Origin of the sequence: Streptomyces anulatus, from assembly GCF_014650675.1 — a bacterium.
In the GTDB taxonomy this organism is placed as follows: domain Bacteria; phylum Actinomycetota; class Actinomycetes; order Streptomycetales; family Streptomycetaceae; genus Streptomyces; species Streptomyces anulatus.
Genome location: NZ_BMVK01000022.1, coordinates 1 through 22222, shown reverse-complemented (window position 1 = coordinate 22222; position 22222 = coordinate 1). Strand labels below are relative to the sequence as shown.

Sequence of the window (22222 nt, the reverse complement as noted above, 5' to 3'; positions counted from 1 at the left end):
GTTTCATGAACCGGCCGGGGCCGGGTGCAGCCCTTGGTTGGCCGCCGAGCAGAGACGAAGCGTGGCCAGGTTCACCCGGCACAGGCGGAGCACGACCGGTTCCGGCGCGTGGTCCGCTGACGCGGTGATCGGCCCGAAGCCGCCGACCGTCGGTGTGTGACGGACCTGACGCCCTTCTCCGGTCCGCGTCACGGAGCGTGCCAGCACGTACCACTTTCCCGTGGGCACGTTGTCGAGGACGAAGGCCCCGGGGCGGGGCAGCACCGTGCAGCGCACGGGGTGCCCCTGCGGGAAGGGGGCGGGGAAGAGCCCCACGAAGACCACCCCGGACTGATCCCCGGTGGGCGCTTGCACGTGTCCGTGAAGCGGCGTCGGCGCCGTCGGGGCGCCGGTGTCCCGGTGCGGGTCCTCCCCGGCGGCGAGGGGGGACGCCGATCGGAGCAGGCGGTACGCGGACGGGGTGATGCCCGTGCAGGACTTGAAACATGAACTGAAGGTCCCGACGCTGCTGTACCCGACCGTGTGGCTGATCTCCGCTATGTTCAGCCGGGAATCGGAGAGGAGCCGCTTCGCTTCCTCGAAGCGGATCGCTCTGAGGAACCGTCGGGGCGAGACCCCTATCAGGTGTGTGAACTCCCGGGTCAAGTGGAATCTGCTGAATCCGGCCGCCTGGGCTATGTCATCTATGGTCAGATCTTCTCTGAAGTTGTGATGCATATTCGCGATCACATGAACCACGGCTCGCGTAATTGCCGACTCCATAACATCTCCCTCATCAGGATTGCAGTCATCGAAGATCTCGTTGCGCAATGAAATGGGTACACGAGCGGATGTGCGGCTGGATGCGATGGGCCGAAACAGGGCGACGCCTTGCCACGTCCAGGTGAAAGGTCCCTTTACGGGCCAGGCGGTTGAAGAGTCAGTATCCGCTCCTCGGCTCGAAAGGGACGGAGAGTTTCCGGCCGATTCCGGTCTCCCTGCCCCGGGCTTGGTCGTGTGATCACTGGAAGCCCTGACATCGTGACCGGGTTGGATCGGCGGCGACAGGTTGCCCCTTGATCGTCGGCTTGTTTCGGCAGTTTATGTGCCCGTCTCGCCCCGATATGCAGCGTAAATTGGCTGGAAAATGACGTAATGTGCAATCTCTGAGAGCTTGCTGTCCGTGTGTCAGGAGTGGCGGATGTGATAGGTGAGAAAGGGAGGCGGAACGGACCGCCGAACACTTCGAGCCGGTGGCCGGAGACCGTGGTCCTCGCGCTTCCCGTTCGGTCGACGCTTTCGGGTCAGTGCCGAGGAGGGAACACCGTCGAACGGCTGATCAAAGCCTGATGCCGGGGCATCTGATGGACCAGGCTGCCCCGACCCTCTCCCGCACGTCGGGGAAAGCACCCGTCCGGGTGTGCCGGGCAGGCGCTCGCCCGTGGGTGGCAACCAGGATGGAGAGCGTTGCCCACGTACGAGGGAGAGGCATGAGCGAGAACGGCTCGGGCAGGATCGCACGCGACCGGGCCCTGGAGCGCCGGAATCCACTCTCCGGCCTGCCCGATCTGCGTCGGTTCGGGGTGAACCCGGATTTCTGGTACCCGGTCGCACAGTCACGGAGCGTACGTGGCGGGCAGGTGGCCGCGACCGCGTTCGCCGGGGAGCGCATGGCTCTCTTCCGCGGTCGGAGCGGTGCGGTCCATGCGCTGGAGGACCGGTGTGCCCACCGGCAGGTGCCGCTGAGCATGGGCGTCGTGGACGGTGAGACGCTCCGCTGCTGCTACCACGCCTGGGCCTATCGCGGCGACGGCCGCATCTCGCAGATCCCGTACCTCTCCAAGGGCGATGGGCGGCCGCCACGCGGCGTGCGCGCCTACCCGGTCCGCGAGGCGTACGGCCTGGTGTTCGTCTTTCCGGGCGACCCGGAGAAGGCGGCGGTCACCCCGCTGCCCGAGGTTCCCGGCTTCGCCTCGCCGCGGTACAGGACCATGACCTTCTCCCGGACCGTGCGCTGCCACTACTCGTTCATGCACGAGAACCTGCTCGACATGAACCACCAGTTCCTCCACCGGGGCGTCGTCGGCAAACTCCAGCCGAAGCTGCTGGGTTACCGGAGTGACCAGCGTTCGGTGGAGGCCCGGTACCTGTTCACCCACACCGGGGGCAAGCGCAACCGCAGCGCCCGTGTGCTCGCCGCCGAGGGCATCGGCAGCCAGGCCTCCAGCGACGTCATGACCATCCGCACCGAGTACCCCTACCAGACGCTGGAGCTGGTCCCGGAGAACGCCGACCACCCGGTGTTGCGCCTCTGGGCCGTGTACGTACCCGAGGACGCGGAGCAACGGACATGCCACGCCTACGGCCTGCTCATGATCAAAAGGCCCAGGATTCCCGCCGCCCTGCAGGTGGCCTGGCCGTTCATCCGGCATTTCACCGAACGGGTCTTCGCCGAGGACCGGATGGCCGTCGAAGCCGAACAGCGAGCATGGGACGAGCAGGGCGAGGACCGCAACCACGAGGTCTTCCCCCTGATCCTGGACGTCCGTGACGTGCTGCGCGCCAACGGCGTCCCCCTCCGCCCCCGCGCTGCCGCCGGGTCCGGCACTCCGGCGTGCGACGGCCGGGCGTGCGACGACCCGGCGCCCGGATCCGGCCTGCTCGCCGCGCATCCGGGCAATCCGGCCGAGTCGGAGTCTCCCGCACCACCGGGAGGGTGAGCGCGGCCGAGGCAACACGTGCCCCGTGACCAGGTGGCGCCCCGTGCCGATCCCGGATCGGGCCGTGTCGGTGCCGGGTGACACGATCCGAGGATGTTGATCAACGGATACCCCGACGGCCCGCTGGTGGCGGGCGAGTCACTGCTGGACCGACCGGGCTTCTGGTCGAACCACCTCCTGGCGATGTGCGGGGACGGGGCGTGTGCCGAGCGGCCGGTCCCGGAGTGGTTCGGTGACGACGGCGCCGATGTCGACGCCCTGTCCGAGGTTCTCTTCGACCCTGAACAGTGGCCGGTGTTCAGGGTGCCCGCCGAGGACGGTCCCGGAGTTGTGGTGATCTACCGCAACCTGGTCGGCGACTACGGCACCGACTACCTCCTCACCCACCCGGACAGGAGCCGCGCCCGGCGGATCGCCGGCCGCGAAGGAGACGTCTCGGGGATCGGCCTGACGTGGCACCAGCTGGTCCGCATCGCTGACCACCCTTCCGCCGGGGCCGAAGGCGCCCAGGACGGAGCCGTCCGCCTGCTGCTTCTTCCCCTCCTGGCCGATGCGGACCTGCCGGAGGCCGCCCGGGAAAGGATCACCGTCGCCCTGACCGCGACCTGCGCGCCGCAGGACACGGCGGCGACCGCGGCTGAGCATCTGCTCGCCCACCTGGAGAGAAGGTCCCGGCACGATCCCACGTGGGAGTCCCCTCTGAGCGGCAGCCGAACGGCGGGCCGGCGCTCGGGCACCCCGTGAAGTGAGCCTGGTGCGACTACTCGGCGTCGCGCCGCCGGCGCGCGCGCTCGAACTCGGCGACATCCGACATCCAGGGGCCGTGCTCCTCGAGTGCGGCGCAGCCACCGCGGACGAAAGCGCTCACCAGGTTCCGGTACCCGCTCATCCCGTCGACCAGGCTGTACTCGACCCGGTACTCCGGATCCGCCCCGCCCTTCCCCTTGCGGACCGTCGTGATCCGGGCGATGGAGTCCGCGTAGAAGTGGAGCTGGATCCCTTCGCCCCTCTTCTCGTCCTCGATGGTGAACACTTCGTTGTCCCGGGCAGAGCGATCGCCGACGAACTCCCAGAACTCCGCGGTGGCGGTGCGGGGACCGCCCGGGAGCCACTTCTTCTCGACGTCCTTGTCGTCGGTGAACGACAGGGGCCTCTTCCTCGCGCTTCCGCCGAGGTCGGCGCGGTCGTCGGCTGACTCCATGGGCGTGTTCCTGGAGCGGTCCGCCGCCTCCGAGCACATCAGGAAGCTCACGGTGCGCACCGCGTCATCGACGAGCTCGGGGTGTGCCCGGCGCACGGCCGCGTCGATCGTCGTCGTCATCCGCTCCCAGTCGCGCTTGTCCGTGGCGCGCTTTCCCCGTCGTGGGTCGCGACCGATCCGCATTCCGGCGCACGCCCGCTCCGCGGTGGCGATCACACGCAGGACCGCGGGCAGCAGCGCCGGGTCGACGGCATCGGGCAGCCGCTTCGGAACCGTCGCGCCGTGGAGGTACTGACCCGTGTACGTCAGCAACGCGGCGTCGAGCGGGCCGAGGACCGTTCCGCGCTCGGCGCGACGGCGGTCCGCGTGGTACTTCTGAGCTCGCTTCCCGTCGGACGTCTCCGTCGCCGCGCGCATCGCCGCGTGGACCTGACCGCGCCCGAGCAGATCGATGTCGGCCCCATGGGCGATCAGCCGGCCCCTGTCCCACGGGATGCGCCGGAAGAGCGCGTCGACCTCCGCGGGCGCGGAGAGGAGGACCGGGTCCAGGAGCGCGACGGCGGCGTCCTCGTCGAGCCGTCCCCGGGTTCCGGCGGCGTCGCACAGCGGAAGGACCGCGCTCCACAGCAGCAGGTGCCTGGCCAGGTCCTCCTGGATCACCCCAAGATGGGCTTCTCCGATCGGGAACGTGAACGTGCGAGGCTCATGGTTGGCGTCGGCCCCGGCGCCGAGCATCAGCTTCAGCCCGCCGTCCTCGCGGATCACGTTCGGGATCCAGCCGCTCATGCGCGTGAAAACGATGTCTCTCATGGAATCGGTCCTCCCCATCGGACGAGACTAGCGAGCCCTCCCTCCACCGGTCCGACCGGCCGCCTTCTCGCACCACCCGTACCGCCGGCCGCTCAATCGGGGTACCCGAGCAGCAGGGCGTCCAGGCCGGCGGCCAGTTCATCGGGCCCGCCCCGGTCGACGAGACGGACCGCGGTCGCCCGCAGCCGGGGCAGTTCACCGGCCGGGATCCGATGGAGACCGAGCCGGAAGGCCGGGTCGGGCTCGCCGGGGTCGTCGTCCATCGCCCGCAACTCGACAAGGAGGTAGCCGAGCAGCCATGCGGTGAATCTCCTGTGGATACGAACAGTGTCCGACGCGCTGAATCCGCCCGCATGCAGCAGGGCCAGGACGCGTTCGTCGGTCCGTAGAACGGGGAGCGGCCTCCGGGCCAGCGGGGTGGCCAGCAGGCGGGTGGCCAGGAGCGGCACCACATGCGGGTGACGCAGGGCGACGCCGAGGGTGGCCCGTGCGATGCGATGGAGGCAGGCCCGCCAGTCGGGAGACCCGGCCGCCCCGTCGGGGCCGGCCGGGCCCTGTTCGAGTTCCCGGTCCACCTGCAGACAGAACACCTCGACCAGACCGTCCAGCAGTGCGTCCTTGCTGGGGGCGTACCGGTACAGCGCCATGGCCTCGACGTCGAGCTCCGCGCCGAGTTTGCGCATGCTGAGGCCCGACAGGCCGTCGCGGTCCACCACCTCCAGGGCGGCGAGCAGGACTCGCTCCCTGCTGAGACGGCCGTACCGCCCTTTGTCGCCTGCTCGGCGGGCCGGTCCATCGGCTCCGCTCCCGTGTTCCCGCGTCATGGCGACCTCCACTTGACTCCGAGGAGCCTCAGCGTCAAAATCGTACATATACGTCGTAAACGTACATCGGAAGCATACAGTGCAGGGACCCGAAGGAGGGCCCGCCGTGATGCAGGACGAGCTGAAGACGGCCGATCTCACGCAGGTGGAGCAACACCTGCGCGAGATCTCCGACGGAAACGTCGTCCGGGTCGCCGAGGAAGGGCCGGCCTTCGAACATCCGTACCGGGTCCGCACCGTGCGCGGAACCACCTTCGTTCCCGCGCTGCCCGCTTGGGCCAGAAGGGCCCTGTGGGCGATCGGCACGGGCTGGGCGGCGTCCTTCGTCTGGTTCTGGCTCTGGTGGCTGCAACCCGAGCACCGGGCGGGCTGGGCCGGACTCGTCGTCAACAGCCTGCTGTTGCTGTATCTCACCGGCATCCCGGCCTACTTCTTCGTCACCGCCCTGCGGCTCCGCCGGGTCGATCCGGCCCTGCCCGTTCCGTCGGTGCCCGTCGCCTTCGCCGTGACCCGCGCGCCTTCCGAACCGTGGCCGACCGTCCGCCACACCCTCGAAGCCATGCTGACCCAGGACTACCCGCACGACTACGACGTCTGGCTCTGCGACGAGGACCCTTCCCGGGAGATCGAGCAGTGGTGCCGACAGCACCGTGTCCAGCTGTCCTGCCGGCGCGGAGTGGATCCGTACCACCGGGCGACCTGGCCACGGCGCACGCGCTGCAAGGAAGGCAACCTCTGCTACTTCTACGACCACTGGGGCTACGGGAACTATGCCGTCGTCGCCCAGCTCGACTGCGACCACGTGCCCGCTCCCACGTATCTCGCCGAGATGGTCCGCCCCTTCGGCGACCCCGCGATCGGCTACGTCGCCGCTCCCAGCGTCTGCGACGCCACTGACGGAGTCTCCTGGGCCGCGCGCGGCCGACTGCACCGCGAGGCCATCTGGCACGGTGCCGTTCAACTGGGGCACAGCGACGGGCTCGCACCGATGTGCATCGGTTCCCACTACGCGGTGCGCACGCGGGCCCTGCGGGACATCGGCGGTCTGGGGCCCGAGCTCGCCGAGGACTTCTCCACCACCTTCCTGCTGAACTCCTCGGGCTGGCACGGCGCCTTCGCCATCGACGCGGAGGCACACGGCGACGGACCGCTGACCTTCGCCGACATGGTCACGCAGGAGTACCAGTGGTCCCGGAGCCTGACCACCATGCTGCTGGGCCTGCTGCCGCACCACCTCGGACGACTGCCCATGCTGCTGAAGCTGCGCTTCGGTTACGCCCTGGCGTACTACCCGCTCCTCGGCCTGATGATCGTCTCCGGGCTGGTCCTGCCGCCGATAGCGGTGATGACGGGACTGCCGTGGATGAACGTCAACTACTTCGACTTCCTCCTGCACTTCTGGATCATGCCCGTGTGGCTGTTCCTGACCCTGTGGCTGCTGCGCGGCAGGCAGCTGATGCGTCCGCGCAACGCGCCTCTCATCAGCTGGGAGACCTGGCTGTTCGCGCTCGCCCGCTGGCCGTTCGTCATCTGGGGGATGCTCGGAGCCGTGCGTCAGAAGGTCCGGCCACGCCCGGTGACGTTCAAGGTCACCCCCAAGAACACCGGTGGGCCCCGCCCTCTTCCGGCCATCCTGACCGTGCCGTTCGTCGCCATCTCCGTGCCCCTGGCCGCCGTCGCCCTCTACGGCGAACTGAACAGCCCGGTGGCCGGCTATGTCTTCCTCTGCGTCATCGCCGCGACGGCCTACGCGACGGTCGCGCTCGCCGTGCCCCTCCTGCACGTTCGGGAGGTGGCCAAGGCTTCCGGCACACGCTTCAAGGAGGCCATGGGCACCGCTCGACTGCCCCTCGCACTCGGACTCGTGTGCGCGGTGCCCGCCATCGCGTCGATCGTCTTCTACCCGGCCTACGTGGCCGCCGTCCTGGGCTGGTGAGCGAGATGACCTCGAAATCTTCCTCGCGACAAGGAACCGCACCCATGAACTCCCCCTCTACGATTCTTGTCACCGGCGGAGCCGGCTTCATCGGCTCCCACGCCTGCGTCGAACTCCTCGACCACGGCTACGAACTGATCGTGGTCGACGACTACTCCAACAGCACCCCCCAGGTCTTCGCCCGCGTGGAGAGGATCGCCGGCCGATTCGTCGGCACCGTGTACGAACTGGACATCCGTGATCGGCACGCCCTTTCGGCAGTCTTCGACCGTCACTCTGTGGACGCTGTCGTACACTTCGCCGCTCTGAAGGCCGTCGGCGAGTCGACGCGGATGCCCGTCGAGTACTACGACACCAATGTCGGCGGGACGACCACTCTCCTGCGGGCGATGCATGAGCACGGAGTGCGGCACCTGGTGTTCTCCTCGTCGTGTTCGCTCTACGGCGAAGGCGACGGCGGACCGCTCAGCGAGGAGGCCGCCGTCCGGCCCACCAACCCGTACGCGGCCTCCAAATGGGCGTGCGAGCAGATCCTCGCCGACGTCTGCCGGCGGATTCCCGGGTTCACCGTGCTGTCGCTGCGGTACTTCAACCCGGTCGGCGCCCACCCCAGCGGGCTGCTCGGAGAAGAGCCCCGCGGGACGCCGGACAACCTGATGCCCTATCTGGCGCAGGTCGCCATCGGCAGGCTCGAGCGACTGCACGTGTTCGGCGACGACTGGGCGACCCCCGACGGGACGGCCGTCCGCGACTACCTGCACGTCATGGACACCGTCGAAGCGCATCGCATCGCACTGGAACACCTCGGAGACAGTCCGGGGATGCACGAGTACAACCTCGGTGTCGGCAAGGGAAGTTCGGTCCTCGAGGTCGTCGCCGCGTTCGGCGAGGCCTGTGGCCGGCCCATCCCCTACGACATCGCGCCCCGCCGCCCCGGCGACGTGCGGGAACTCGTCGCCGACGCGACCGCCGTAGCACGCGACTGGGGCTGGCGGCCCGTCCGTAACCTCGCCGACATGTGCCGGGACGCATGGCGGTTCCAGCGACTCAACCCCTCGGGCCATGCCGGTTCAGCCCGGCAGGCGAACCGAAAGAAGTGACGTCATGCGGATGACAGTCATCGGAACTGGATACGTCGGAACAGTGCACGCCGCGTGCATGGCCGACATCGGTCACGAGGTCCTCGGTATCGATGTCGATGCCGACCGGATCGCCTCCCTGGCCGCGGGGCGCGCGCCCATCCGCGAGGCGGGCCTGGACGAGCTCCTCGCCCGGACCGTCGCGTCCGGGCGGCTGCGCTTCTCCACCTCCCTCGCCGAGGGCGCCGCTTTCGCACGAACACACTTCGTGTGCGTCGGCACCCCGCAGCGCCCCGACGGCGAAGCCGCGGACCTACGGTGCGTCGACGCCGTGCTGGACGAACTGGCACGGCATCTGCGGCCCGGCAGCCTGGTCGTCGGCAAGTCCACCGTGCCGGTCGGCACCGCGGCCCGGCTCGGCCGGCGGCTCGCGGCCTCCGTCCCGGACGCCGAGGTCGCCTGGAACCCGGAGTTCCTGCGTGAGGGCTCGGCCGTCCAGGACTCCATGCGGCCCGAACGCATCGTGGTGGGCACCGCATCGGCACGCGCCGAGGCGGTCCTGCGGACGCTGTACGCCCCTCTGCTGCGCGCGGGCGCCACCTTCTTCGGCACCGACACGGCCACGGCGGAGCTCGTCAAGGTGGCCGCCAACTCCTTCCTGGCCACGAAGATCTCCTTCATCAACGCCATGGCCGAGGTGTGCGACGCCGCCGGGGCGGACGTCACGGTCCTGGCGTCGGCCGTCGGCGCCGACTCGCGGATCGGCGACCGCTTCCTCGATCCCGGGCTGGGATTCGGCGGGAGCTGCTTCCCCAAGGACATCAGGGCGTTCGCGGCCCGCGCCGAGGAGATCGGAGCAGGCGAGGCGGTGGCCTTCCTGCACGAGGTCGACCGGATCAACACCCGTCAGCGCGAACGTACGGTCGGCCGGGCACGGCGCCTCGTCGGCGGGTCCTTCGCCGGCCGCCGGGTCGCGGTGCTGGGCGCTTCGTTCAAACCCGGCAGCGACGACGTGCGTGACTCGCCCGCCCTCGCCGTCGCCGAATCCGTACGACAGGAGGGCGCCGCCGTTCGGGTGCACGACCCGCAGGCCCTCGACAACGCGCGTGCCGCGCTGCCCGATCTGACGTACACCTTGGACATCCCCAAAGCGTGCGAACAGGCGGACCTGCTCCTGCACCTCACGTCGTGGCCCGAGTACCGGCAGATCGATCCCGGCGCGCTCGTCCCCGTCGTGCGACGCCCGGTACTGCTGGACGCCCGGAACAGCCTGCACGCACAACCCTGGCGCTCGGCCGGCTGGTCGCTGCACGCGCTGGGCCACCCCACGGGAGGCACATCATGAAGGTCGTGGTCACCGGCGGCAGCGGATTCGTGGGATCCCATCTGTGCGAGGCGCTGCTCCGCCGGGGTGACACCGTGTGGTGCCTGGACAACTTCTGCACGGGCGATCCGGAGAACGTCGCCCAACTGCGCGCGGACCCCGGCTTCCGGCTGCTGCGCGCCGACGTGACGTCGGATCTCGACATCCCCGGCCCGGTGGACGTCGTAGCCCACCTGGCCAGCCCCGCGTCGCCGCCCGACTACCACCGGCTGCCGCTGGAAACGCTCTCGGTGGGCGGGCGGGGCACGGAGAACGCGCTGCGCCTGGCCCAGCGCCGCGGCGCCCGCTTCGTGCTCGCCTCCACCAGCGAGGTCTACGGCGACCCCGAGATCCACCCGCAGCCCGAAGGCTACTGGGGCAACGTCAACCCGGTCGGCCCACGCAGCGTCTACGACGAGGCCAAGCGGTACGCGGAGGCGATGGCCATGGCGTACCGACGCAGTCTCGACGTCGACGTGGGCATCGTCCGGATCTTCAACACCTACGGGCCGCGCATGCGTCCCTACGACGGCCGTGTCGTGTCCACGTTCGTGCGACAGGCCCTGGCGGGCTCTCCACTGACCGTCTACGGGGACGGCAGCCAGACCCGTAGCTTCTGCTACGTCGATGACCTGGTGCGCGGTATCACGGCGATGATCGATCACCGTGGCCTCAGCGGTCCGGTCAACCTCGGCAATCCGGCCGAGCGCAGTGTCCGGGAGCTCGCGGAGCTCGTCCTGACGATCACCGGATCCCGCTCCGGAATCGAGTACCGCCCCCTGCCCGTCGACGACCCCACCCGGCGGCGCCCCGTCATCACCCGCGCCCGTGAACGGCTCGGCTGGGAGCCGCTCGTGCCGGTCGACGTCGGCCTGCGGCGCACCGCCGCCTGGTTCACCGCGCTTTCACGTCCGAAGCCGGGGTCCGCACCGAGGCAACCCGCCGCGGACCCGCGCTCCCTCCACCCTCAGACCGCGGAGGCCTGATCCCATGCGCGGAACAGCCGCCACGACCGCTGCCGCCACAGCGGTCCTCCTCCTCGCCGGGAGCGGGTGCGGCGCCACGCCGCACTACGAGCCGCCGTCCGCCACGTACTACGTCGCTCCGAACGGCGACGACGGGAGCTCGGGTACATCCCCCGGCGAGGCATGGCGCACCCTCGACCGGGCCGAACGGACGGGGCTGGAACCGGGCGACAAGCTGCTGTTGAAGGGCGGCGCCCGGTTCTCCGGCACCATCACCGTCGGCGAGGAAGAGGCGGGTGACGCGGACCGGCCGGTGGTCATCGGCTCGTACGGCGGGGGGCGCGCCACGGTGGCGGCGATGAACACCCCCGGCGTCTCCGTGCACAACACGGCGGGGGTGGAGATCCGCGACGTCAGGGTGACCGGAGGGGGCAGCTCCTACGAGCAGGAGGGGGGCATCAACATCTTCAGCGACCTCAAGGGCGGCGAGAAGCTGGACCGGGTGACGGTCACCGACGTCGAGGTCTCCGGCTTCCGGGCGGGCATTGCGGTGGGCGGTACGGAGTCCGGCTCCGGTTTCCGTGATGTGACGGTGCGACAGGCCGAGCTGCACGGGAACAAGGATGTCGGGCTGCTGACGTACGGCCCCGAGTTCGACGCCGGCAAGCCCGCGTACGCGCACCGGGACATCCGCATCGAGGGAGTGGAGGCACACCACAACACGGGCGATCCCGAGCTGACGAAGACCCACTCGGGCAACGGCATCATCCTGGGCGGCGTACAGAACGCGACGGTCCGTGCCTCCAGCGCGCACGACAACGGCACGCGCTCGTCGGCGAAGGCCCCGGCGGGGCCGGTGGGCATCTGGGCCTACGACGCGGCCGACGTCGTGGTGGAGCACAACACGTCCTACCGCAACCACACCGGCTCGGCGGTGGACGGTGCGGGCTTCGGCCTCGACTCGAACGTCTCGGGCTCGACGATCCAGTACAACCTGGCGTTCCAGAACGACGGGCCCGGCTACTACGTCTACACGAACAAGAAGAACGGCGCCCACAAGCAGAACACCATCCGCTACAACGTCGCCACCGAGAACGGGCGCAAACTGCCGGTCAACGGCGCCCTCGCCGTCCACGGCCAGGACATCCGGAACCTCGACATCTACCAGAACACCCTGGTGATGTCCGATTCCCCCAACGGCCCGGGGCCCGCCGTGCGCCTGCGGGACGGACAGTCGGGCGTCGCACTGCGCAACAACATCCTCGTCACCGAGCACGCACCGCTGGTCACGGCGGAGGCAGACCTGCGGCCCCGCGACGTGGTGCTGCAGGGGAACGACTACTTCGTGCCGACGGGCCCGTGGAGCATCGACTGGGCCGGGCGTTCCTTCGCCGGCCTGGACGCGTGGCGCGACGCGACGGGACAGGAGCGAGCCGACGGGCGGCCCTCGGGGCTGGACGCCGACCCCTGTTTCGCCGGCGGTGCCCTGCCGGAGATCCGCTCCGCGGCCGACGCGCGGCTGATCGTCCCCGACTGCGCCGCGCTCGTGGGCAAGGGCCTTGATCTGCGGGCACTCTTCGACACCGACGCGGGCAGCGTCGACTATTTCGGCAGGACGGTCGGTACACCGCCTCCCCTCGGCGCCGCCGTCCCCTCGGCTTCGGAATAGGGGGTCGGCGCCGGCCCCCGCCCGACGGGATGCGACGCGCGTACCGCATGCCTACGATCGGAAGGGAGGCGTATGCCTGTGACCCGGACACGAGCACTGATGGCCGGCTACATCCTTTTTGTGGTCGGCCTCACTGCGGGCTATCTGATGTGGCCCGCCGCCCACGCGCCCCTGTGGGCTCTGATCGGTCTCGCCGGCGCGGCGGCAGTCCTGGTGGGTGTGCGCGTCCACCGGCCCGACTGCCGATGGCCCTGGTGGGTGCTCGCCGCCGCGCTTCTCCTCTTCGCCGCGGGCGACACGTACTACAACGTGATGGAGGCGTACTTCTCGGCGTCAAATCCCTTCCCGTCCCCTGCGGACGCCTGCTACCTCCTGACCTACCCCCTGTTCACCGTGGGGCTGCTCGGACTGGTGCGCAATCGCATGGCGGGCCGCGATGTGCCGGGATTGCTGGACGCGCTGATCATCACAGCCGGGCTGACTCTTCCGGTCTGGGTCTTCCTGGTGCAGCCGCTCACGCAGGTCGACGGGCTGACCTGGGAGCAGCGCGCCATCAGCATCGCCTATCCGCTCGGTGACGTTCTCGTGCTGGCCCTGCTGGTGCGGTTGCTGACACTCGGCTCCGTACCGAGCCGCAACCCGGCCACGCACCTTCTGGTACTCGGTACGCTGACGCTCCTCTGCTTCGACATCGCGTACGGGGTCCTGCAGCTCAACGGAACCTGGCAGGCGGGCACCCTGCTCGACAGCGGATGGGTGTTCTTCTACACCGCCTGGGGTCTGGCGGCGCTGCATCCGTCCATGGCCGAACTGACCACGCGGGAGGACCGGCAGGAGTCGCTGCTCCCGCCGACGCGCCGGCTCCTCCTGCTGTCCGGCGCCGCCCTGACCGCGCCCGGAATCCTGCTTTACGAAGGGCTTCGCGGCAGACCCGAGGACGCCTCCGTGATCGCCGTCTTCTCCGGGGTCCTGATCGTGCTGGTCATCCTGCGTCTGACCGGCATGGTCGTGGCCCACCGCAAGGCCATGGCCCGGGAGGTCGCCCTGCGGAACGCGGCCGCCTCACTGGTGGCGGCGATGAGCCCACGGGCGATCGCCAGGTGCTGCGACGACACCGTGCGCGCGCTGTTCGGTCCCCGGACCGAGCACGCGAGCATGCTGTTGTCGGCCGACGACGCAGAGGACGCACCGGCCGACGCGAGACCCCGTACAGCATCTGCCGGCCGATGGCGGGACGCGGCGACGGGCCAGGTTCCTCCGGGGCAGCCGACCGAACTGTCCGCCCGTCACTCCCGTGTGGTGCCGGTCTCGCAGCTGGGTCCCGGCGTCAGCGCCGGGCTGGGACACCTGCACACCGCTCTGGTCTGTCCGACCGTCCGGCCCGACCGGCCGGACGGTGCCGAGACGCCAGGAATACTGCTGACCGCGGGCCCCACGAAGCGGCTGGGCGAAATGCGCAGCTCCCTGGAGATCCTCGCTTCGCACGTCGGACTCGCGCTGGGGCGGTTCGCCCTGCGCAAGGAGATCGTCCGGCAGGAGAGTGAGGCGTACTTCCGCACCCTGGTGCGCAACGCCGCGGACGTCATCCTCATCGTCGCGTCCGACAACACCGTCCGCTACGCCAGCCCGTCGGCCCGGTCCGTGTTCGGCGGTGTCAAGTTGATCGGCGCCACTCTGCACGATCTGGTGGACGAGCGGGACCGGGCCCGGGCGGCCCGGCTGCTGACCGTGATGGGGAACGGGATCCGGGGAGAGGGGCAGGATCACTGGCACATCCCCAACGGCAACGGCCACATCGAAGTAGAGGTGAGCTGCCGCGACCTGCGGCAGGACCGTACCGTCAGAGGGCTCGTGGTCACCCTGCGGGATGTGACGGAGCAGCGTCAACTGGAGCACGAGCTCACCCAGCGGGCGTTCCACGATTCACTGACCGGTCTGCCCAACCGCATGCTGCTCCTGGAGCGGATCGAGCGCGCGCTGCTGCGCGGCCGCCGTGAGTCGACCCTCACGTGCGTGCTGTACATCGACCTCGACGACTTCAAGATCGTCAACGACAGCATGGGCCACGCCGTGGGGGACCAGCTCCTGAACGCGGTGGGCGGCCGGCTCACCGAGACCCTGCGCCGCACCGACACGGCCGCACGTCTGGGCGGCGACGAGTTCGCCGTACTCATGGAGGGCGCGAAGGAGCCCATCGACGCCGAACTGCTGGCTGCTCAGATCGTCCAGAGCCTCAACCGCCCCTTCCGGCTGCCGGACGGTTCGGTGAGTGTGTCGGCGAGTGTCGGAGTGGCGACGGCGATGGACAGCGTGGACAGCGAGGAACTGCTGAGCCACTCCGACCTGGCGCTTCGCGCTGCCAAAGCGGGGGGCAAACGTCAGTGGCGTCGCTTCCGGACCCGGCTGCGGGCCCGCATGATCGAACAGCACGATCTGAGGGCGAGCCTGGACTCGGCGATCGTCCAGGAGGAGTTCGCGGTGCGCTACCAGCCGGTCGTGGACATCACAGGCGGTCGCATCGTCGGCTTCGAGGCGCTCGCCCGGTGGCCCCACGCGCGGCGCGGATCCGTTCCCCCGCAGCAGTTCATCGCGCTGGCCGAGGAGACCGGCCACATCATGCCCCTGGGCACCTGGGTGCTGGGGAGAGCCATCGGCGACATCACGGTCCTCCAACAGGCTGCTCGGAGTGCCCCTCCCTATGTCAGCGTCAATGTGTCGGCCCGTCAGTTCCGTGATGCGGACTTCCTGGACGAGGTCTGCGGAGTACTCGCCACGCCCGGGCTCTCCCCGGGGTCGCTGCAGCTGGAACTCACCGAGACGGTCATGCTGCACTGGGACAGCCAGGTCGAAGCGGTCATGCGGTCCCTGAAGGACCTGGGTGTACGCATCGCCCTGGACGACTTCGGCACCGGATTCTCCTCCCTGCGTTACCTCAAGGAAATGCCCATCGACGTGCTGAAGATCGACAAGTCGTTCATCGACGACATCACGACCGATCGGCAGCAGGTGGCACTGGTGGAGGGCATCGTTCACATCGCCGACACGCTCGGTCTTCAGGTGATCGCCGAGGGAATCGAGGATGCCGGACAGCGGGATCTGCTGGCATGCATGGGCTGCCGGTACGGGCAGGGGTTCCTCTACGCCCGTCCGATGACAGCCCGACAGAGCGCATCGCTGCTGCGGCGCCCCAGAAGGAGTTGGCGGCCGGAGGCGAGCCGACCGCCGGAGGAAGGAGCAGGCCGATGCCGGACATCACCACCTCGGTCATGAAGGATGGACAGGACCAGCGCTGGGGCGACCTCGAACACCTCCGACGAACCAGCCCCATGAGCGACGCGGTCCTCGACGAGGTGCGGGGCCGTCACATCCGCTGCGGAGACCAGTGGCTGATCGACTTCGCCTCCTGCAACTACCTGGGCTTCGACCGAGATCAGGAGATCATCGGTGCCATCGAACCCGCCGTGCGGCGCTGGGGCACCCACCCGAGCTGGTCACGGCTGCTCGGCAGCCCGCGGATCTACCCCGAGATAGAGGAGCGGCTCGCCGCGCTCCTCGAAGCCCCGGACACCTTGCTGCTGCCGACGGCGACCCTGATCCACGCCTCGGTGATCCCGGTTCTCGCGGGCAGCGGGCATGTGTTCGTCGAGGCGACGGCGCACCGGACCGTGTACGACGGTTGTGTGGCGGCCCGCGGGCAGGGGGCCACCTTGCAGCGGTTCCGCGGCGACCGGCCGGACCAACTCGACGCCCAGCTACGGGCGGTGCCGTCCGGATCGGCGCGGCTGGTCTGCCTGGACGGCGTGAACAGCATGAGCGGGAACGTCCCCGACGTGCCCCGGCTGGCGGAGATCTGCCGGAACCGGGGCGCCACCCTGTACCTCGACGACACCCATGGATTCGGCATCGTCGGGGAACGACGCGGCGACGAGCTGAGTCCGTACGGGGCACGCGGGAACAGCGTGGTCCGGCACACCGGGGAGACGTACGACGACATCGTGCTCGTCGGCGGCTTCTCCAAGGCGTACTCGTCGCTGCTTGCCTTTCTGGCGCTGCCGACTCCCCTCAAGGACCTGCTGAAGGTCGCGGCGGGCCCCTACCTGTACTCCGGTCCGTCACCGACGGCCTCGTTGGCGACCGCACTCGCCGGGCTGGAGGTCAACGAGCGCCGTGGCGACGCCATTCGAGCCGATGTGCACCGCAAGACGGCCAAGGTGCTCGACCATGTCCGTGATCTGGGTATGGCCACGCCCAACGTCGATGGACTGCCGATCGTGGAGATCGTCCTGCCGGACGCGTCGGACCTCGACGCGGTGGCCGGATTTCTCTGGGACAGCGGGATCTACGTGACCCTGGCCGCGTACCCCCTCGTCCCGCGCGACCGTGTGGGCTTCCGGGTGCAGATCACGGCGCTCAACTCCGACGACGACATCGACCGGCTCAACGCCACCCTGACGGCGCTCTGCGAGCGTTTCGCCGTACGGCGGCCGGGGAGCTGAGCGGGCCATGCCGGGGCAGGTGACCCGCAACGACGACGTGGACTGGGACAGCTGGCCGGTCCAGGACTACCTCGCGGAGAACTACCGTGAGATACACCCGTCCGACGCGGCCGTCATCGCTCACCACAGCGCGGTCTATCGCGGCATCGCGCCCGGCAGCGCCGCCCGTTCGGTCGAGTTCGGCGCGGGACCCAACCTCTATCCCCTGCTGCTCGCCGCGGCCGCGAGCCGTCGGATCGACGCGGTCGAGGCGAGCGCCGCCGGAGTCCGGTACCTGACCGGACAACTCAGCCGCGGCCCCGACGCGAGCTGGGAGCAGTTCCATGCCCTGTGCCGGGAGCTGAACCCCGACCTGCCGCCGTCGCTGCCCGAGGCCCTCTCGGTGGTCCGCGTCGTCCACGCGGACGTACGGACCCTGGAACCCGGTACCTACGACATCGCTTCGATGAACTTCGTCGCCGAGGGGGTCACGGAGGACTTCACCGAGTTCGCCGACTTCTGCGGCCGCTTCGCGCACTCCGTGAGGCCCGGCGGACGCCTGGTCGCGGCCTTCATGGAGAACATGCCGACATACCGCATCGGCCCGGCGTCGCGTTGGCCCGGCTGCCCGGTCGACAGCGCGATCGTCACCGAGGTCTTCGCGCCGTCGACAGATGACCTGCGGGTCACACGGATAGGCCCCGACGCCAGCCTGCCGGACTACGGTGACTCCGGGATGGTGCTGCTGTCCGCCGTCAGGCGCATGCCTTCGCGGTGACGCCTGCCCGCTGGAGGGCGAACGCCGTCTCCACCAGCGCGATGTGGCTGAAGGCCTGGGGGGTATTGCCCAGGTGGCGGTGGCGCACCGGGTCCCACTGCTCCGAGAGCAGCCCGACATCGTTGCGTACGGCGAGCACCCGCTCGAAGGTCTCCCGGGCCCGGTCCCGTTCGCCGACCGAGGCGAGCGCGTCGGCGTACCAGAGCGAACACGCGACGAAGGCGCCCTCGCCGCCGCGCAGCCCGTCGACGTCGTTCACGCCCCTGCCGTCCACGACGTAACGCCGCACGAAGCCTCCCTGGTCCAACTCCCGCATCGCCGCGATGGTGCGTCGCACCCGGTCGTCGCCCGGGCGGAGGAAGCCGAGCCTCGGAATCAGCAGGGCGGACGCGTCGAGTGCGGACGAACCGTAGGACTGTACGAAGGAACGGCGCACGGGGTCCCACCCCTCTTGGCACACCTCCGCGTGGATGGCGTCCCGCATGGCCCGCCACTGGCCCGACGATCCGTTCCTGTCCAGGAGAACCCCAATGCGCAGCGCCCGGTCGGCCGCGACCCACGACATGACTTTCGAATGGACGAAATGCCGCCGTGGACCACGGACTTCCCACAGGCCCTGGTCGGGCTCGCGCCAGTGCTCACGCAGATAGCTCATCAGGACGTTGACCAGGCTCCACATGTGCCTCTCCAGAGGTATGCCGGCGCGCAGCGACCTGTAGAGGGTGTCGAGGACGTCTCCGTACACGTCGAGCTGAAACTGACCGGCGGCCGCGTTCCCGAACCGCACCGGTCGCGCACCTTCGTACCCCGGCAGCCAGGGGGCCTCGGACTCCGGCAGGCCCCGTTGCCCCTCGAGGCCGTACACCGTCTGCAGGCCGGCGGGTCCGCCGGCGACGGCTCGCAGCAGCCAGTCCAGCCAGGCGGCGGCCTCGTTCCGATAGCCGCTGCGCAGCAGGCACGACAGGGTGAGGGCGGAGTCACGCAGCCAGCAGTACCGATAGTCCCAATTCCGCTCCCCTCCCGCGGATTCGGGGAGAGAAGCGGTCGGCGCTGCGACGATGCCGCCCGTGGGGGCGTAGGTGAGGGCTTTGAGGGTGATCAGTGAGCGGACCACGGCGTCACGCCAGGGCCCTTGGTAGCAGCACCGGGCCGTCCAGTCGCGCCAGAAGTCGCCGGTCTCCTTCAGCGCGGTCTCCGCGGGGACGCACAGGGGAGCGGGCATCTCGCAGAGGTGCGAGGGAGCCCACGCGAGCATCAGGTTCACGCGGCGACCCGCGGGGACGATGAAATCGAGAGTACCGGGGTCGCCTCCGCGCGGCGTACGCCCGGTGTCACCGGCGCTCAGCCAGAGTGAGTCCGGCCCCGCGACTGCCACCGTGCAGGCGCCGGCTTCCCTCACCCACGGGACGATCCGTCCCTGGTTGAAGCGGGGTCTCAGCTCGCTGCGCACCCTCACGCATCCGGACGTGCCCTCCACCGTGCGCACGATGCACGGGAACCGAGTACGGGGCGGCATGAAATCACTGACCCGGACCGTGCCCGAGCCGGTCTCCCACCAGGAATCCAGGATCAGGGTGTCGTCGCGATAGGCCCGGCGCGAGCACCTTTGCGCGTCCACCGGTGCGACACGCCAGAAGCCGTTGTCGTCGGTGCCCAGCAGGGACGCGAAGCACGCCGGCGAGTCGAAGCGCGGAAGGCAGAGCCAGTCGATCGAGCCGTCCCGGCCGACCATGGCAGCGCTCTCCAGGTCACCTATGAGGGCGTAGTCCTCGATTGGTTTATTCATGATCGGGATACGCCGTCGTACACGAGCCGCTGCTCCCATTTTACGACGCCTGTGCGGCCAGGACACCCTGGCGGGCTGCCCGCTCTCGGGGTGGACGACCGATGGCCAGGCCTGTCCGAAGGCCCCGCCGAGCCTCGGAATATACCCCCGGGGGTAAGAGTGTTACGGTGAACGACATACCCCCCGGGGTAATTTTTCCGTCGGAAGGAGACTTTCCGTGTTCTTCGTTGAAGCCATCGAGCTGGAGGGCCTGGGTAACCGCAGCTACCTCGCCGGCGGCCGTCGGACGGCGGTCGTCGTGGATCCGCCCCGTGACATCGACCGGGTGCTGGCCACTGCGGCCCGGCGTGGTGTGGCGATAACCCATGTGGTCGAGACGCACATCCACAACGACTACGTGACCGGCGGTCTTGAGCTGGCCCGCATCACCGGAGCCGCCTACCTCGTTCCGGCCGGCGCGCACGTCTCGTTCGCTCGTACCGCCGTGTCCGACGGCGACACCGTCGTCATCGACGCGGAACTGGTCCTGGCCGCGGTGGCGACACCCGGGCATACGCCGCACCACACGGCGTACGTGCTGAGCGAGGCGGGCCGGCCCGTCGCCGCGTTCACCGGCGGTTCCCTCCTCATCGGTACGGTGGGGCGCCCCGATCTCGTGGAGCCGAGGCTCACCGAGCAGTTGGCCCGCGCCCAGCACGCCTCCGCCCGCCGCCTCGCGGACTCCCTGCCCGATGAGACCGAGGTGCTGCCGACGCATGGATTCGGCAGCTTCTGCTCGTCCGCCCAGGCCGACGGGGAGGCGACCACGATCGGCAAGGAGAAGGCGGCCAATCCGGCTCTCACCGTGGAGGTGGACACCTTCGTCGCCGAGCTGCTGGCGGGACTGGAGGACGTGCCCGCCTACTACGCGCACATGAGCCCCGCCAATACGGCCGGGCCCGCCCCCGTGGACCTGACCGCGCCGGCCGTCGCCGACCCCCACGACATCGCCGCGCGGCTCGCGGCGGGGGAGTGGGTGGTGGACCTGCGCAACCGCATCGCTTTCGCCGAGGGGCATGTCGCGGGTTCCTTCAACTTCGAGGCGGACGGCAAGCTCGCCACGTACCTCGCCTGGCTGATCCCCTGGGGCAAGCCGGTGACCCTGCTCGCCGAGTCGGCCGGGCAACTCGCCGCGGCCCAGCGGGAGCTGGTGCGCGTCGGCATCGACCGGCCGGCCGCCGCCGCGACCGGGGGGCCCGCGGACTGGCTTCGCGCCGGCGAGAGCGTCGCATCCTTTCCGCGTGCCACGTTCGCCGAACTGGCAGGTCGGGACAGGGACCGGATCGTCGTGCTGGACGTACGCCGCTCATCGGAGCGGGCGGAGGGCTGGATCGAGGGATCGGTCCACATCCCGGTCCACCAGGTCCACCGACGTATCGACGAGGTGCCCGACGGCACGGTCTGGGTGCACTGCGCCGGCGGTATGCGTGCCGGCATCGCCGCGTCGCTGCTGGACGCGGCGGGACGGGACGTGGTCGCCGTGGACGACGGTTTCGACGCCGCCGCCGCGGCCGGACTGGCCATCGTCACCGAGGAAGGGTGACGTCGATGTTCCTCTTTCGTGGACGTGGACAACGCCTGTCCATCGGCGAGGCACGCACCCGCACCGGCGGGGACAGCCCCGAAGCCGTACTGCTGGACGTACGGGAGAAGCCCGAGTGGCGAACCGGCCACGCTCCCGGCGCGGTGCACGCACCGCTGACCGCCCTGGCCGAGGGTGCGGCGCTTCCGGCGGCAGTGCGGGGGAGGCCGTTGGTGGTGATCTGCCGCAGCGGGCAGCGCTCCCAACGGGCCGTGAAGCTTCTCGCCGAGCGGGGAGCGGACGCGGTGGACGTCAAGGGCGGCATGAACGCGTGGGCCGCCGCGGGGCTGCCGGTGATCGACGAGCGCGGTGACGGCGGCTCGATAGCGTGAGCACCTTGGTTCTCGCCCTCGTCGCCGGGACGGTGATCGGGCTCGCGCTCGGCGCGCTCGGTGGCGGCGGTGGTGTGCTGGCGGTTCCGGCGCTGATCTACCTGCTCGGCTTCTCGGCGGCCTCGGCCACCACGGCCAGTCTGATCATCGTCACCGCCACCTCGGCCACCGCTCTCTACGCGTACGCGAGAGACGGCCATGTCGCCTGGAAAGCCGGGGCGTTGCTCGCGGCGGCGGGAGTCGTCCCGGCATACCTCGCCGGAGCGGTCGCCGGTCATCTGCCCGAAGCGGCTCTCACGACGGCGTTCGCGGTGATCGCCGCCCTGGCGGCGCTGCGGATGCTCAGGCCTTCGGCCGCCGAGCAGAAGGAGGGGGCGCGGCCTGCGAAGGCGGCCGGAACCGGCGCCGGGCTCGGCGCTGTGACGGGATTCCTCGGAGTGGGGGGCGGGTTTCTCGCCGTGCCCGCCCTCGTCGGCGTCCTCGGCCTGCGGATGAAACAGGCCGTGGGCACCAGCCTCCTGGTCATCACGGTCAATTCCCTCACCGCCCTCGCGGCTCGATCGGGAACCGGCGACCACCTCCGATGGGAGGTGATCGCCCCGTTCGCCGGAGCGGCGATCCTCGGTGCCTGGGACGGCAAACGGCTCGCGGCGAAGGTCGCCGGCGCCACCCTGCAGAGAGTGT

At 69.8% G+C, this 22222-nt stretch carries 17 protein-coding genes; 13 read left to right on the top strand and 4 right to left on the bottom strand.

Going from position 1 to position 22222, the window contains the following annotated elements:
• Positions 1 to 3: 3 nt before the first annotated feature.
• Complete coding sequence (locus IE272_RS34660; RefSeq protein WP_190009622.1) at positions 4 to 810, bottom strand: helix-turn-helix transcriptional regulator; 807 nt, start codon at positions 808 to 810, stop codon at positions 4 to 6.
• A 659-nt stretch (positions 811 to 1469) separates the two neighbouring features.
• On the opposite strand from IE272_RS34660, the gene IE272_RS34655 reads away from it, so the two are divergent.
• Together IE272_RS34655 and IE272_RS34650 are read left to right on the top strand one after the other, a co-directional pair.
• A complete protein-coding gene (locus IE272_RS34655) occupies positions 1470 to 2699 on the top strand; it encodes a Rieske 2Fe-2S domain-containing protein (RefSeq protein ID WP_190009620.1) in 1230 nt (409 codons plus the stop codon).
• Between the two features lie 93 nt (positions 2700 to 2792).
• Entirely contained in the window at positions 2793 to 3443 is a 651-nt protein-coding gene (locus IE272_RS34650) for a hypothetical protein (RefSeq protein ID WP_190009618.1), read from the top strand.
• A gap of 16 nt (positions 3444 to 3459) precedes the next feature.
• Here IE272_RS34650 and IE272_RS34645 read toward each other — a convergent pair whose 3' ends face one another.
• Together IE272_RS34645 and IE272_RS34640 are read right to left on the bottom strand one after the other, a co-directional pair.
• Complete coding sequence (locus IE272_RS34645; protein ID WP_057667358.1) at positions 3460 to 4710, bottom strand: DUF6357 family protein; 1251 nt, start codon at positions 4708 to 4710, stop codon at positions 3460 to 3462.
• 92 nt (positions 4711 to 4802) lie between these two features.
• Positions 4803 to 5534: a TetR/AcrR family transcriptional regulator gene (locus IE272_RS34640; RefSeq protein WP_056706077.1), complete on the bottom strand. Its 732-nt coding sequence runs from the start codon at positions 5532 to 5534 to the stop codon at positions 4803 to 4805.
• A 109-nt stretch (positions 5535 to 5643) separates the two neighbouring features.
• On the opposite strand from IE272_RS34640, the gene IE272_RS34635 reads away from it, so the two are divergent.
• The 8 genes from IE272_RS34635 (at position 5644) to IE272_RS34600 (ending at position 17799) form a co-directional block, all read left to right on the top strand.
• Complete coding sequence (locus IE272_RS34635; protein WP_063804642.1) at positions 5644 to 7470, top strand: glycosyltransferase family 2 protein; 1827 nt, start codon at positions 5644 to 5646, stop codon at positions 7468 to 7470.
• Positions 7471 to 7514: 44 nt separating this feature from the next.
• Positions 7515 to 8570 (top strand): UDP-glucose 4-epimerase GalE, encoded by a 1056-nt coding sequence (gene galE, locus IE272_RS34630; RefSeq protein ID WP_179890659.1) that lies wholly within the window; start codon positions 7515 to 7517, stop codon positions 8568 to 8570.
• Between the two features lie 4 nt (positions 8571 to 8574).
• A complete protein-coding gene (locus IE272_RS34625) occupies positions 8575 to 9894 on the top strand; it encodes a UDP-glucose dehydrogenase family protein (RefSeq protein WP_190009616.1) in 1320 nt (439 codons plus the stop codon).
• Positions 9891 to 10898, top strand: coding sequence for a UDP-glucuronic acid decarboxylase family protein (locus tag IE272_RS34620; protein ID WP_079045453.1), 1008 nt, complete (start codon positions 9891 to 9893; stop codon positions 10896 to 10898). Before IE272_RS34625 ends, IE272_RS34620 begins: the two co-directional genes overlap by 4 nt.
• A 4-nt stretch (positions 10899 to 10902) precedes the next feature.
• Entirely contained in the window at positions 10903 to 12546 is a 1644-nt protein-coding gene (locus IE272_RS34615) for a right-handed parallel beta-helix repeat-containing protein (RefSeq protein ID WP_050361822.1), read from the top strand.
• A gap of 72 nt (positions 12547 to 12618) precedes the next feature.
• Positions 12619 to 15816 (top strand): putative bifunctional diguanylate cyclase/phosphodiesterase, encoded by a 3198-nt coding sequence (locus IE272_RS34610; protein ID WP_229897923.1) that lies wholly within the window; start codon positions 12619 to 12621, stop codon positions 15814 to 15816.
• Positions 15789 to 17042: an aminotransferase class I/II-fold pyridoxal phosphate-dependent enzyme gene (locus IE272_RS34605; RefSeq protein WP_229897921.1), complete on the top strand. Its 1254-nt coding sequence runs from the start codon at positions 15789 to 15791 to the stop codon at positions 17040 to 17042. The genes IE272_RS34610 and IE272_RS34605 overlap by 28 nt, the downstream gene beginning before the upstream one ends.
• A gap of 7 nt (positions 17043 to 17049) precedes the next feature.
• Positions 17050 to 17799 (top strand): class I SAM-dependent methyltransferase, encoded by a 750-nt coding sequence (locus IE272_RS34600; protein WP_050361820.1) that lies wholly within the window; start codon positions 17050 to 17052, stop codon positions 17797 to 17799.
• Here IE272_RS34600 and IE272_RS34595 read toward each other — a convergent pair.
• On the bottom strand, positions 17777 to 19585 hold the full coding sequence (locus IE272_RS34595) for a glycoside hydrolase family 15 protein (RefSeq protein ID WP_190009614.1): 1809 nt from the start codon (positions 19583 to 19585) through the stop codon (positions 17777 to 17779). The two genes, IE272_RS34600 and IE272_RS34595, sit on opposite strands and share 23 nt — an antisense overlap.
• A gap of 217 nt (positions 19586 to 19802) precedes the next feature.
• Between IE272_RS34595 and IE272_RS34590 the strand changes: the two genes are divergently transcribed.
• From IE272_RS34590 to IE272_RS34580, 3 genes are all read left to right on the top strand, one after another.
• Positions 19803 to 21167, top strand: coding sequence for an MBL fold metallo-hydrolase (locus tag IE272_RS34590; RefSeq protein WP_190009613.1), 1365 nt, complete (start codon positions 19803 to 19805; stop codon positions 21165 to 21167).
• Between the two features lie 5 nt (positions 21168 to 21172).
• Positions 21173 to 21538, top strand: coding sequence for a rhodanese-like domain-containing protein (locus IE272_RS34585; protein WP_056705115.1), 366 nt, complete (start codon positions 21173 to 21175; stop codon positions 21536 to 21538).
• The coding region (locus IE272_RS34580; protein WP_190009610.1) for a sulfite exporter TauE/SafE family protein at positions 21535 to 22222 on the top strand (688 nt) is incomplete at its 3' end. The genes IE272_RS34585 and IE272_RS34580, both read left to right, overlap by 4 nt.